The sequence below is a fragment of the Yokenella regensburgei ATCC 49455 genome (assembly GCF_000735455.1).
Lineage (GTDB): Bacteria > Pseudomonadota > Gammaproteobacteria > Enterobacterales > Enterobacteriaceae > Yokenella > Yokenella regensburgei.
This window is the reverse complement of sequence record NZ_JMPS01000023.1, coordinates 90,868-104,768: the sequence shown is the minus strand read 5'-3', so window position 1 is coordinate 104,768 and position 13,901 is coordinate 90,868. Positions and strand designations below refer to the sequence as shown.

10 protein-coding genes are annotated in these 13,901 nt (G+C 56.8%); 3 read left to right on the top strand and 7 right to left on the bottom strand.

The window, feature by feature from the left end; all coding sequences use genetic code 11:
* Window positions 1–17: 17 nt before the first annotated feature.
* On the bottom strand, window positions 18–563 hold the full coding sequence (locus GYRE_RS07355) for an antibiotic biosynthesis monooxygenase (protein WP_038254212.1): 546 nt from the start codon (window positions 561–563) through the stop codon (window positions 18–20).
* A 58-nt stretch (window positions 564–621) separates the two neighbouring features.
* Window positions 622–1,263, bottom strand: coding sequence for a hydrolase (locus GYRE_RS07350; protein ID WP_006818742.1), 642 nt, complete (start codon window positions 1,261–1,263; stop codon window positions 622–624).
* A 260-nt stretch (window positions 1,264–1,523) separates the two neighbouring features.
* Here GYRE_RS07350 and GYRE_RS07345 point away from each other — a divergent pair, with 260 nt between their 5' ends.
* Window positions 1,524–2,426, top strand: a complete 903-nt coding sequence (locus tag GYRE_RS07345) for a LysR substrate-binding domain-containing protein (protein ID WP_006818741.1) — start codon at window positions 1,524–1,526, stop codon at window positions 2,424–2,426.
* On the opposite strand, the gene malZ is transcribed toward GYRE_RS07345, so the two are convergent.
* From malZ to phoB, 5 genes are all read right to left on the bottom strand, one after another.
* On the bottom strand, window positions 2,417–4,027 hold the full coding sequence (gene malZ / locus GYRE_RS07340; protein WP_038254210.1) for a maltodextrin glucosidase: 1,611 nt from the start codon (window positions 4,025–4,027) through the stop codon (window positions 2,417–2,419). The two genes, GYRE_RS07345 and malZ, sit on opposite strands and share 10 nt — an antisense overlap.
* Window positions 4,028–4,172: 145 nt before the next feature.
* Complete coding sequence (gene proY, locus GYRE_RS07335) at window positions 4,173–5,558, bottom strand: proline-specific permease ProY (RefSeq protein WP_006818739.1); 1,386 nt, start codon at window positions 5,556–5,558, stop codon at window positions 4,173–4,175.
* 77 nt (window positions 5,559–5,635) lie between these two features.
* Window positions 5,636–6,955 (bottom strand): branched-chain amino acid transporter carrier protein BrnQ, encoded by a 1,320-nt coding sequence (gene brnQ, locus GYRE_RS07330; protein WP_006818738.1) that lies wholly within the window; start codon window positions 6,953–6,955, stop codon window positions 5,636–5,638.
* Window positions 6,956–7,365: 410 nt separating this feature from the next.
* The gene (gene phoR, locus GYRE_RS07325; protein WP_038254208.1) at window positions 7,366–8,661 is read right to left on the bottom strand and encodes a phosphate regulon sensor histidine kinase PhoR; all 1,296 of its coding nucleotides are present in this window, start codon (window positions 8,659–8,661) and stop codon (window positions 7,366–7,368) included.
* 21 nt (window positions 8,662–8,682) lie between these two features.
* Window positions 8,683–9,372, bottom strand: coding sequence for a phosphate response regulator transcription factor PhoB (phoB, locus tag GYRE_RS07320; RefSeq protein ID WP_006818736.1), 690 nt, complete (start codon window positions 9,370–9,372; stop codon window positions 8,683–8,685).
* A 186-nt stretch (window positions 9,373–9,558) separates the two neighbouring features.
* Between phoB and sbcD the strand changes: the two genes are divergently transcribed.
* Window positions 9,559–10,758 (top strand): exonuclease subunit SbcD, encoded by a 1,200-nt coding sequence (gene sbcD, locus GYRE_RS07315; RefSeq protein ID WP_038254206.1) that lies wholly within the window; start codon window positions 9,559–9,561, stop codon window positions 10,756–10,758.
* On the top strand, window positions 10,755–13,895 hold the full coding sequence (sbcC, locus tag GYRE_RS07310) for an exonuclease subunit SbcC (RefSeq protein ID WP_038254204.1): 3,141 nt from the start codon (window positions 10,755–10,757) through the stop codon (window positions 13,893–13,895). The genes sbcD and sbcC overlap by 4 nt, the downstream gene beginning before the upstream one ends.
* Window positions 13,896–13,901: the final 6 nt, after the last annotated feature.

The window sequence follows — 13,901 nt, the reverse complement described above, 5'->3', positions numbered from 1 at the left end:
ATCTCCTGATAGCCGGATCAGGCCTTCTTCAGCCATCCGGCAAATAGACGGGTTACGATGGGCATCCAGAGCCAGACGACCAGCGCAACCACACAGGCATCGTTAATCAGATGCAGCAGCAGGGAACCTTTGAGCGAAGGCAACAGCATTCCGGTTACCCACGGCACCAGATTGGTGCTGGGGAAAATCACCAGCAAGGTGATGAGGAACTGCTTCCAGCGCTTCGGCTGGCGCACATGCGCCGTCGGAGGAGTGAACCAGAATGCCGCTTCGGTGCGCACTTCGGTATGGTCGCCCTCGGTCAGCAGCGGCGTAATTTCATCAACCAGCTGTTTGCGGGTTTCCGACTGCGTCCAGGCGTATAAATGATCAAGCGTGTCGAAGCGGATAATTATGTTCCACAGGTTCTGCCCCACCCCCGGGCGAATCACGTTCGCGCCAAGGTGCCCAGGAAATTCCGCCGCAATGGGCATGATTTTTCCGAGCCACGCCTCATAGCGGTCTGCATCTTCTGGATTCAGGGCATGGGTGATAACCAACGTGACATGTTTCTGTTGCGTCATGATGAGGGGTTCCTTGCGCCAGGCATCAGGCGGGATTGCTCCCGCCTGCACTTCATCTTCAGGCTTTACGCTCTGGCGCGCCGTGCACCATGGTGTAGGCGTAGTCCACACCCATACCGTAAGCGCCGCTATGTTCACGCACCAGATCCATCACCGCGTCATAGGTCTCTTTACGCGACCAGTCACGCTGGTACTCAAGCAGCACCTGCTGCCAGGTCACCGGTACGGCACCCGCCTGCACCATCCGGTCGATGGCACGTTCATGAGCGTCAACGGAAGTACCACCAGAGGTATCAGTGACCACGTAAACCTCGTAACCGGCTTCCAGCGCCATCAGGGCCGGGAAAGTCAGGCAGACTTCAGTCCACAGTGCTGAGATAATCAGTTTTTTACGCCCGGTCGCTTTTACGGCATTCACAAACCCGGCATCTTCCCAGGAATTCATGGAAGTACGTTCGATAGGCTTGACCTGCGGATGTACTGCCAGCAATTCCGGCCAGATATAGCCACTAAAACTTTTGGTTTCTACCGAGGTATAAATAACCGGTACGTTGAAAATCTTCCCGGCTTTCGCCAGCGCAACGGTATTATTTTTCAGGGTCTGGCGGTCAATATTGGCAACACCAAAGGCCATTTGCGGCTGATGGTCAATAAAGATAAGCGCCGAGTTAGATGGGTCAATTAATTCCCGAATAGACATAATACACTTTCCTAATCAACAGGTTAAATGGCAACGGTCGATGACTGTTGTGAACAATTGGATCCTGACGGAGAAAGCCTGTTGAGTATAGCCAGAAATTTCTAACGAGTTATTAAAGAAATTTTTCCATTTAAAGACAGCCGTGCATCATTTTTATTTCTGTCAAAAAATCAGGTCTAAGCGTTCTGAATTATTCACTGGCATTGAATGAAGGCATTGGTTAAAAAAGAGTATAAATTTCCCGATGATACGCAGGCACTATGCGAATTAATCTTGATGTATTACTGATCCTCGACGCGCTGGAAAAGCACGGTTCTTTTGCCACCGCGGCAGAATCGCTGTTTAAAACCCCGGCCGCGCTCAGCTACATGATCCAGAAAATGGAAAGCGATCTGAATATCACCCTTCTCGATCGTTCCGGACACCGGGCAAAGTTTACCGATACCGGCCGAATCGTGCTGGAAAAAGGCCGTCTGCTGCTGAGTGCAGCGAAAGATCTTGAGAAACAGGCGGTGCAGCTCAGCTCCGGCTGGGAAAAAGAGCTCGCCATCGCCCTTGATGACTCTTTCCCGTTCGCCGCGCTACTACCCACGATTAACGCCTTTTATGCGCTGAACAAACAGACGCGGCTCAATTTTACGCACCACACGCTGGCGGGTTCATGGGAGGAGCTTACCCACAACGGCGCAGACATTATTCTTGGAGCCATCAACGAACCGCCAACCTCTGCCGCCTGGTCCTACAATATGCTTGGCACGCTGGATAACGTGTTCGTCGTCGCCCCTTCACACCCGCTGGCGCTGGTGGAGCAACCGCTCAGTAACGAACAGCTATGCCTGCATCTGGCGGTGGTGATTAGCGACAGCGCGCGCAGCTGTCACCCGATCAATAGCAACCTGATGGATGAACAGCCGCAGCTGCGAGTGGATGATTTTCACAGCAAGCTGACGCTGCTGCGCGCCGGAATGGGCTGCGGATTTCTGCCACGCCACATCGCCCGCCCCTGGCTTGAAAACGGCGAACTGGTGGAGAAAGAGGTGGTTTCGTTTCGCCAGAAAGATGTCGCCTATATGGCGTGGCGCAACAGCGATGACGGCCTGGCGCAGCGCTGGTGGCGCCAGGCGTTGCTCGAAAGCGAAGCCATTCGCGATATCTACCGCTGACGGCCGCTCCACACCGTGGCCGAAATCGCCGGTAGCGTCAGGACACCGTCGTGCAGGCTGCCGTGCCCCTCAACGCACTGGAGCGACGCTACCGTCAGCAGCGGCGAATCGTCGAGCACCACTTCGCAGGCTTCGCCGCGGTTAATAGCGACCAGCACGCGCTGCTGCTGCCAGACACGGACAAACACCACCACGTTATCTTCGGCATAAACCACCTGGCAGCCGCCGTGACGCAGCGCCTGCTGGCGCTGACGCAGGTGCGCCATCCGCTGATACAGCGCCAGCAGCGCCGTATCCTGTTGGCTGCTCTCCCACGGGAACGGCTTACGACAGAACGGATCGTTGTTCCCGTCGAGCCCCACTTCATCACCGTAATAAATGCAGGGGACACCGGGCCAGCTGAACAACCAGACCACTGCCAGCGGCAAACGCGCCACGTCTTTACCCAGTAAAGATTTAAAGCGCGCAGTATCGTGGCTGTCGAGCTGGTTAAACATCCGCAGCTGCTGCTGATGGGAAAGGCCGGCGCGATAGTTCTCCATCCACGCCATGCAGGTGCGGGCATCAATATGCTGCGGATCGTAAGAGATATCGGTATTAGCCAGGAATCCCCACAGCGGGAAGGTAAAACCGCGATAGTTCATCGCCGCATCTTCGGCATCAACCTGCAGCCACTGACGTGCGTCGCCAAAGTGTTCACCAACCACATAGGCCTCGGGCAGAGTCTCTTTTGCCGCGCGGGTAATGCCGGTGACGTGCTCGAGGTTATGCTTCGCCCCGCCGCTCTCACCGAGCATATGCACCACATCGAGTCGCCAGCCGTCCATGTTCCACGGTGCTTTCAACCAGTGGCGCACAATACTGTCTTCACCACGGTAAATCTCATCGACCAGCCCTTCAGCACGGTAGTCCAGCTTCGGCAGGCTGGAATACCCCAGCCAGTCCAGCGCCTGACCTTCAGCCGAGAAGCTGTACCACTCTCTCGAAGGCGAGGCGGGATGATGGCAGGCTCCCTGCCCACTCTGGTTGTGCCGGTCAAACCACGGATGGGTATCGCCGCTGTGATTGAAGACTCCGTCGAGGATCATGCGCATCCCCAGCCGCTGGGTATTGTGCCGCAGACGCAGCAGCGCAGCATCGCCGCCAAACTGCGGGTCGACGTGGCGGTAATCTTCGGTATCGTACTTATGTACGCTGGGGGCAAAACGATCGGGGAAAATCTGGTAGAACACCTGATCCGCCACCCACTGCGGTCCGCTGTCCGGAAAATCTACGGCAAACTGCTCAAGCTTTGCGGGGGGAAAGCGGTTAAAGCCCTGCGGGGTGAACCACAGCTGGCGGTTATCCCACAGCAGCTTAAAGCTGTAGCGACGGCGCGGCTGGCCCTCAGCGAGCGGAATATCCCCGCGCCAGACCGTCACATCGCCTGTGCCGGTGTTGCGCTGGCGCTTCATGGCAATGCCCAGCTCTTCGTTGTCCTGCTCGATACGCAGCACGACTCGCTGCGGCAGCACATCGCCGCGCAGCCACAGGGTGACCGACAGTTTGTCTTGACGGTGTTTAATAAATGGGGCAACCGGAAGGTGCCAGGCATTCAGCATAACGCATCCCTCAGAACATAATGACGACACCTTGCCATAGCAGGGCACAGTATGACTCATCATCAGAACATTTATTGGGGGAGGATAACGGGGGAGGAGCGATTCCCCCCTCTCCTGTCAGGAGAAGGGGTATACTCGTCATACTTCAAGCTGCAGGCGCGTTGGCGCTTGCCAGTTGGCGGTCGCGACGGCGCTTAAACGCCCAGCCAATCAGCAGCAGCACGATCCACGCGAAGCCGACGTACAGCGAAATACGGGTATCCGGGTGGTAGCCGATAAGCGCAATGATAAATACCAGGAACACCACGCCTACGCTTGTCGTCACCACGCCGCCCGGGACTTTAAACTTCAACGCTTTGGCTTCTTCCGGCGACAGACGACGGCGGAAGGCAATCTGCGAAACCAGGATCATTATCCACACCCACACCGTCGCGAACGTCGCCAGCGATGCAATCACCAGGAAGACGTTCTCCGGCATGATGTAGTTGAGGTACACCGCCAGCAGCAGCGCCACCGTCATCACCGCAACGGTCACCCACGGCACACCACGGCTCGAGGTTTTAGCGAATACCTTCGGTGCACTGCCCTGCTCTGCCATACCGTGCAGCATACGCCCGACGCCGAAAACATCGCTGTTGATCGCCGAAAGCGACGCGGTCAGTACAACGAAGTTCAGGATACTGGCGGCAAACGTAATGCCTAAATGCTGGAAGGTCAGGACGAACGGACTCCCCTCGGTACCCACCTGGTTCCACGGGTAAATCGACATGATGACGAACAGCGTGCCCACATAGAACACCAGAATACGCATCGGCACAGAGTTGATGGCGCGCGGAATGGATTTCTCCGGGTCTTTTGCTTCCCCGGCGGTAATACCAATAATCTCGATACCGCCGTAGGCAAACATCACCATCTGCAGCGACATCACCATGCCTATCCAGCCGTTACTAAAGAACCCGCCGTTGCTCCACAAATTATGAATACCGGTAGGCTCGCCGCCGTTGCCAATCCCCCAGATGATGATACCGAAACCGGCAACGATCATGATGATGATGGTGGCGACTTTAAAGAACGAGAACCAGAACTCCAGTTCACCGAATACCTTCACGCTCATCAGGTTGATGGCGCAGATGAGCAGCACCACGCTCAGCACCCACACCCAGTGCGGTACCGTCGGGAACCAGACGCCCATGTAAATACCAAAGGCGGTCACGTCGGCAATGGCAACGATCAGAATTTCAAAACAGTAGGTCCAGCCGGTGATGTAACCCGCGAGCGGGCCAAGGTTGTCCTGCGCATAGCGCGAGAAAGAACTGGCGGAAGGGTTATGGACTGACATCTCGCCGAGGGCGCGCATAATAATGTATGCCGCCACGCCGCCGATGATATAGGCCAGCAGCACGCTGGGGCCAGCCATCTTAATTGCATCGGCTGAACCATAAAAGAGGCCGGTGCCGATAGCCGAACCGAGCGCCATAAAGCGGATGTGTCGGGCGGTAAGCCCGCGCTTTAGCTTGTTATTACTTTCCATCGTTCTCTGCCAAATTGTACAAAAACAAAAACCACGGGGTTCGTCACCCCGTGGTTAAATTTGTCACCGCGCACTAATTAATGTGCGTTCGATGCAACCTGACGACCGGCAGCGCGATCCCAGATAATAGCCAGAACCGCCATCACAATCGTCGGCATCAGCCAGGCAAGGCCCTGCTCCGCCATTGGCAGACGAGCCGTCCAGCCCGGCAGAATATCCGCAAACGCTGATGCTTTAACGCCGTCAAGGATACCAAAAATCAGGCTGATAAACATCGCCGGTGCAATAACGCGGGAAGAATTATGCCACCAGCCGCGGGTGAAGCTTAATACCACCAGTACGATACATGGCGGGTAAATAGCGGTCAGCACCGGGATGGAGATTTGAATCAGGTGGCTCAGGCCCAGGTTCGACACCGCCATCGAGAACAGGCCGAGAACGAAGACCAGCGTGCGGTAGGAGAACGGCAGATACTGCGCAAAGAACTCCGCACAGGCACAGGTCAGACCCACCGCTGTAACCAGACAAGCAATGAAGATCAGCGCCGCTAACAGGAAGCTACCCGCGCCACCAAAGGTATGCTGAACATAAGCATGCAGAATAGCAGCACCGTTGGCAGATTGATCCACAAGCGTCGCGCTATCGGAGCCCAGACGGAACAACGCCAGGTACAGCAGCGTCAGACCCACGCCCGCCATCAGGCCAGCAAGAACGGTGTAGCGAGTCAGCAGACGCGCTTCGGTTACGCCACGAGAACGCGCGGCGTTGACGATTACAATACCGAACACCATTGCACCCAGCGTATCCATGGTCAGATAGCCGTTGACGAAGCCGTTAGAGAACGGAGCTGTCTGGTAAGCCTCCAGCGCGTGGCTGATAGGGCCAGCAGGCCAGACAACCGCAGCAACAGACAGGATCACCAGCGCAATAATTTTCAGCGGTGCCAGGAAGTTACCCACGGTATCCAGCAGTTTGCCCGGATAGAGAGAAACCAGCATCACCAGCGCAAAGTAGATAACGCTATAGATGAACAGCGGCATCGCGCCATCACCGGTCAGCGGCGCAATCCCCACTTCAAAAGAAACGGTCGCGGTACGCGGCGTCGCGAACAGCGGGCCAACGGCCAGGTAGCAGACGGTCGCTAACAGAATACCGGCCACTTTACCGATAGGCGTGCTCAGGCTGTCGACACCACCACCCACTTTTGCCAGGGCGACAACGGTCAGCACCGGTAGGCCTACGGCGGTGATCAGGAAGCCGAACGCAGCGGTCCAGACGTGTTCGCCGGCCTGCAAGCCAACCATTGGAGGGAAAATGATGTTACCGGCGCCAACAAACAACGCAAAGGTCATAAAGCCCAGTGCGATGATGTCGCGAGATTTTAACTGATGGGTCATATCGTTCTAACTGCCTGTGGATGTGGTGTTGTCATTCGAATAAATTCGCGTTCACCCTGACGGGATGATACAGCGGTAAGGTCAGCTGACTCAGCGGGATATTCTCCCGGATACGCGTAGCGAAGCATTGTTTTTGGTATTACTACGCGAATGCAGTTGGGATAAACCAGCATGAGGCGCAATTTAAACGCTTATAACGTTTTAAAGCAAGGAGGGATCGTAAAACCAGATGATTATGCTAATACTAATTTTCGCAATGGGATTATCTACCAGTTTTACAAAAAACATGTGGCTAATCATGCGAACAAAAAACAATCAGACGTTCATAAATACAGCGCTAAAAAATGAACTGCAAAGCAAACAGACCAGCCGAAGCTGGTCTGTGGAAAGTTAACCTGACAAGCATCGATTCAAGCGCTGTTTTTGGCAATTAAACGTTCCGGAAGCAGGAAGCTAAAACGCGTCCCCTTGCCCAGGGTACTTTCAATTTCCAGGCGACTGTCGTGATGATTTACCGCATGTTTCACTATCGCCAGCCCCAGACCGCTGCCCCCGGTTTGCCGCGAACGCGCCTTATCAACCCGGTAGAAGCGCTCGGTCAGGCGCGGAATGTGCTCCGGCGCAATCCCCGGGCCGTTGTCCTCCACGCTAAACAGCGCGCCGTGCGGTGCCCGCTGCCAGCGCACGGTTATCTCCGTGCCCGGAGGCGTGTGATTGATAGCGTTATACACCAGGTTGGATACCGCGCTACGCAGCTGCTCGTCGTTGCCCATCACCCGCAGGGAATCATCAATCTCAAAATGCAGCGTATGCTTTTTCTGACTGAGGGTCTGGGCTTCACGCTCCACCACCCGCAGCATCATCGGCATATCAATACGATCGCTCAGCGCCATCATCGGTGCCGCTTCAATTTTTGACAGAGTCAGCAGTTGTTTAACCAACCCTTCCATCCGGTGAGTCTGTTCACGCATGGTATGCAGCGCTTTTTCACGCGTTGCACCTTCCAGCGTTTGCTCCTGCATCATCTCCAGATAGCCCTGTAATACGGTCAACGGCGTACGCAGCTCATGGCTGACGTTGGCAAAGAAGTTGCGCCGCGCACCTTCCAGCTGGTGCATCTGGGTCACGTCACGCGCCACCATCAGCCACTGATGCTCGCTGTACGGCATCACGCGAATTTCCAGATGACGACCATTATTCAGAACCAGATTCAACGGCTTTGAGAAATCACGATGTTTGAGGTGCTGAGCAAATTCCGGATAGCGCAGCAGGTTGAGGATATTTTGTCCGTTATCGTCCGGCCAGCGCAGCCCCAGCAGCTGCTGGGCCAGTCCGTTACACCAGAAGATAGCGCCTTCTCCGTTAGTCAGTACCACCGCATCCGGCAGCGACTCGGCGCCGCTACGAAAGCGCTTGATCAGACTCCCCAGCTCGCGGCGACGTTTTTTGTTACGCATCTGCATCTGATGCAGACCGTACAGCAGTGGCTCCCAGCTGCCTAGTCCCGGCGGCGGCGTCATGCTGCGATCAACCCATAACCACCAGGAAAGACGTAATAAATTCCAGAAATGCCAGATAAGCAGCCCGGTTACCGCCGCCAGTAAAAACCACGGCAAATAACCAAAAAATGCCCCGAGAATAAAGGCTGGGATACAACATAAGCAAAGCTCAAGCGCCAGCCTTCTCCATGACAGCCGTTCCAGCACGGGTCATACTCCTGTCAAATTTTAGAAACGGGCAGAAAAACGATATCCCGTACCGCGTACAGTTTGCACCATACGGTCGTGGCCGCTGTGCTCCAGCGCCTTACGCAGGCGGCGAATATGCACATCAACCGTTCTGTCTTCGACATACACGTTCGTTCCCCAGACGTGGTTCAGCAGTTGTTCGCGGCTATAAACACGCTCGGGATGCGTCATAAAGAAGTGTAATAACTTAAATTCTGTCGGCCCCATGTCCAGCGGATTTTCACCGGTCATGACGCGATGCGAAGTGGGATCGAGGCTCAGCCCCTGCATCTCAATTACCTCTTCCACCGCCATCGGTGAAATGCGGCGCATCACGGCTTTAATTCGGGCGACTAACTCTTTCGGCGAGAACGGTTTGGTAATGTAGTCATCCGCTCCGGTTTCCAGCCCCCGCACACGATCCTCTTCTTCTCCGCGCGCGGTCAGCATCATCACCGGAATATCACGCGTCATGGCTTCACGCTTGATATGTTTGATGAACTGTAACCCCGAACCACCCGGCAACATCCAGTCGAGCAGAATCAGATCTGGCCAGGGCTCATTGAGTTGATTCACGGCACTGTCATAATCTTCTGCTTCAACGGGTTGAAAGCCATTTTGCTCCAGAACGAAGCACACCATTTCGCGGATTGGAGCCTCATCTTCAACGACCAGAATTCGTCTCGCCATTATTTACCCTGTGATTTTTTAGTAGCAATTATAGAGTGCGGCGCCATTATGCGTCAGATTTGTGACAGATTTATGAAAAAGATGACCGACAGATGATACCTCTGCGGAGGCTTTATGACAGCCATCGACCCCACCGTATCTGAATGTTTATAATCTCCTTTATGCTTTTTTTGCTACGGAACCGCTATGCGCATCATTCATACCTCTGACTGGCATCTGGGCCAGAACTTTTACAGCAAGAGCCGGGCTCCAGAACACGAGGCCTTCCTCGACTGGCTGCTGCAAACGGCCGAAGCCCGTGAGGTGGATGCCATTATTGTGGCAGGTGACATCTTTGATACCGGTTCGCCGCCAAGCTACGCCCGCGAGCTGTACAACCGTTTTGTCGTCAAGCTGCAGCAAACCGGCTGTCACCTGGTGGTGCTGGCGGGTAACCATGATTCCGTCGCCACGCTCAATGAATCACGCGATATTCTCGCCTTCCTTAATACGACCGTTGTCGCAAGCGCGGGCTGTCCACCCTGTGAGCTTATCCGCCGCGACGGCAGCGTGGGGGCCATTCTCTGCCCGGTGCCGTTCCTGCGCCCGCGCGATGTGGTCGTGAGCCAGGCCGGGCATTCTGCCCAGGAAAAACAGCACACGTTGCTTGCCGCAATCACCGATTACTACCAGCAACAATATGAGGCTGCGGTTGTGCTGCGCGGCGACCGCACGCTGCCGATTATTGCCAGCGGCCACCTGACCACCGTCGGTGCCAGCAAAAGTGACGCGGTACGCGACATCTATATAGGCACTCTCGATGCCTTCCCGGCGCAGAACTTCCCGCCGGCGGACTACATCGCCCTCGGGCATATTCACCGGGCGCAGAAAATTGGCGGCAGCGAGCACATTCGCTACTGCGGCTCACCGATTGCGCTGAGCTTCGACGAAACCGGCAAAAGCAAAAGCGTGCATCTGGTGAACTTCGACGCGGGTAAACTTGCCAGCGTCGAGACCCTTGACGTGCCGGTCACCCAACCGCTGGCGGTGCTGAAAGGTGATTTCGCCAGCGTCAGCGATCAGCTCGCCCGCTGGCCAGAAACGTCGGGAGCCGTCACCTGGCTTGATATCGAAATCAACAGCGAAGAGTACCTGCACGACCTGCAGCGCAAAATTCAGGCCCAGACGGAGGCACGTGCGGTTGAGGTCCTGCTGATCCGCCGCAGCCGCGAGCAGCGGGAGCGCATTATCGCAGGCGAACAGCGCGAAACCCTGAGTGAACTCAAAGTTGAAGAGGTCTTTGCCCGCCGCCTCGCACTGGAAGAATTTGACGACGGTCAGCAGGGTCGCCTGCACCAGCTTTTCGACGATACCCTGCAAAGCCTCTCCGGGGAGGAAAACGTATGAAAATCCTCAGCCTGCGCTTAAAAAACCTCAACTCGCTGAAAGGCGAATGGAAAATTGATTTCACCGCCGAGCCGTTCGCCAGCAACGGTCTGTTTGCTATCACCGGCCCGACCGGGGCCGGAAAAACCACATTGCTCGATGCTATCTGCCTCGCGCTGTACCATGAAACACCGCGTCTTAATACCGTCTCACAGTCGCAAAACGATCTGATGACCCGCGATACCGCCGAGTGTCTGGCCGAGGTGGAATTTGAGGTGAAAGGCACCGGCTATCGCGCCTTCTGGAGCCAGAACCGGGCGCGTAACCAGCCCGACGGCAACCTGCAGGCACCGCGCGTTGAGCTGGCGCGTACTGAAGACGGCAAGATCCTTGCGGATAAAGTGAAAGACAAGCTGGAGCTTACCGCCACGCTCACCGGGCTCGACTACGGTCGCTTTACCCGCTCGATGCTGCTGTCGCAGGGGCAGTTTGCCGCTTTCCTCAATGCCAAACCGAAAGAGCGCGCCGAGCTGCTCGAAGAGCTCACCGGAACCGAAATCTACGGACAAATTTCGGCGATGGTGTTTGAAAAGCACAAAACCGCCAAAACCGAGCTGGAGAAGCTGGAGGCGCAGGCCTCCGGGGTGATGCTTCTGAGTGAAGAGCAGAAACAGGCGCTTGTGCAACGTTTGCAGGTACTTACTGACGAAGAAAAAGCGTACCTGGCGCAGCAGCAGCGTCTGCAAAGCTGGCTGCAGTGGCTGGAGCGTGAACAGGAGCGCCAGCAGGGGCAACGACAGGCCCAGCAAATGCTTGATCAGGCGCAGCAGGCGCTCGACGAAGCCAGACCGCAGCTTGAAACCCTGGCGCTGGCGCAGCCTGCCGAACAGCTGCGTCCGTTATGGCAGCGGGTACAGGATCACCACAGTGAAGTGACCCAGGTTCAGCAGCAGAGTGAAGAAGTAAATACTCGCTTACAAGCCAGCCTGCGCCAGCGTGAACAGATCCGCACAGCCGCGGATGCCCGCCATGCTGCTCTCACTCAGGAACTGAGTACCCTCAGCGCATGGTTGAAAACCCATGACCACCTGCGTCAGTGGCCGCAGGCACTTGGCGGCTGGCGTGCTGACTTTGCCCAACAGGCGCAGAACGCCAGCCGGCTACAGACGCTCACACAGCGTGAGCAGGCGCTTAGCCAGCAGTTGAACGCGCTCCCTGCCAGCACACTGACGCTTGAAAGCGACGACGTGACCGCAGCGCTGGCCCGGCATACGGCGGCCAGACCGCAGCGCCAGCAATTACACAGCCTGTACAGCAGCGCTGCCCCGCTGGAAAAACGCCGCCGGCAGTTGCAAACGGCACTCGACCAGCGTCAGCAGGATGTCGCCAGACAGCGCGCCGAACTTGACCTGCGCCGCCAGCAGTATAAAGAGAAGCAGCAGCAGTTGACCGACGTCCGGGCGCTGTGCGAAATGGAAGCGACCATCGTGCGCCTTGAGGCCGAACGCGCCCGCCTGCAGCCCGGTGCGCCCTGTCCGCTATGCGGTGCCACCGATCATCCGGCGGTCGCCGAGTATCAGGCGCTGCAGCCCGGAGTCAACCAGACCCGCCGGGATGCCCTCGAGCTGGAGGTGAAAAAGCTGGCGGAAGATGGTGCCAGCCTGCGCGGCCAGCTTGAAGCGCTGGATAAGCAACTGGCAAATGAACAACGCGAGCTGCAGAGCATCCTTGAGCAAGAGCAGGCGCTTACTCTGCAATGGCAAACGCTGACCGCCGGGCTACAGATCTCGCTGACCCCGAACGACGACATCCCCGGCTGGCTGAGTGCCCAGGACGAGCACGAGCAGCAGCTCTACCGCCACAGCCAGCGCCTGAGTCTGACCCAGCAAATAGCAGAAGTAGCCCGCGAGCGCAGCGCGTTGATGCAGGAAAGCGAAGAACGGCGCACTCGCCTCGAAACGGCGCTCACCGCTTTCGGCCTGACGTTACCGGCAAGCGGTGAAGAAAACGCCTGGCTTGCCGGACGTGAACAGGAGAGCCAGCAGTGGCAGCGTCAGGGCGAAGTGCACCATCAGCTGGAGCAGCAGCTCGCCCAGCTTCAACCATTGCTGGATACCCTGCCGGCGGCACAATCGGATGAGGCGGCAGCATCGACAGACCTGAGCCGATGGCAGCACGTGCACAGCGAGTGCGTCTCCCTGCAAAGCCAGTGGCAAACTCTGCAGCAGCAGGCGCAGCAGATCCAGCAGCGCCTTGGACAGGCGCAAGAGAGCTTTGATAACGCGCTGGTGGCAAGCCAGTTCCGCGATCGCGAAGCGTTCCTCGCCGCCCTGCTGGATGACGCCGAACGCCAGCGTTTACAGACGCTTTCGCAGACGCTTGAAAGTCAGTTACAGCAGGCTCAGGCGCTGGCTAACCAGGCCCGGCAGGCGTTGAAAACCCATCTGGAACAGCGCCCGACAGACCAGGAAATGCCTGCCGATCGCCTGGTGGTGCAAACGCAGCTTCAGCAACTGGCGCAGCAGATCCGCGATAACAGTGCCAGCCAGGGCGAACAACGTCTGCAGTTAAAACAGGATGAGGAGCATCGCCAGAAACAGCAGGCGCTACACGAAGCGATCGCCCGCGCCGCCGAGACGCTGGAAGACTGGAGCACCCTGAACGCACTGATTGGCTCCAAAGAGGGTGATAAATTCCGCAAATTCGCCCAGGGGCTCACCCTCGACAACCTGGTGTGGCTGGCAAACCACCAGTTAACTCGCCTTCACGGGCGCTATCTGCTGCAACGCAAAGCCAGCGAAGCGCTGGAGCTGGAAGTGGTCGATACCTGGCAGGCCGACGCCGTGCGCGATACCCGCACCCTTTCCGGCGGCGAAAGCTTCCTGGTGAGCCTCGCGCTGGCGCTGGCGCTCTCCGATCTCGTCAGCCATAAGACACGAATTGACTCGCTGTTCCTTGACGAAGGTTTTGGCACCCTGGATAGCGAAACGCTGGATACGGCGCTGGATGCGCTGGATGCACTGAACGCCAGTGGCAAAATTATTGGCGTGATAAGCCACGTGGAAGCGATGAAAGAGCGCATCCCGGTGCAGATCAAGGTGAAGAAAATTAACGGACTGGGCTACAGTCGCCTGGATAAGGCGTTTGCCGTCGAGTGACAGGCG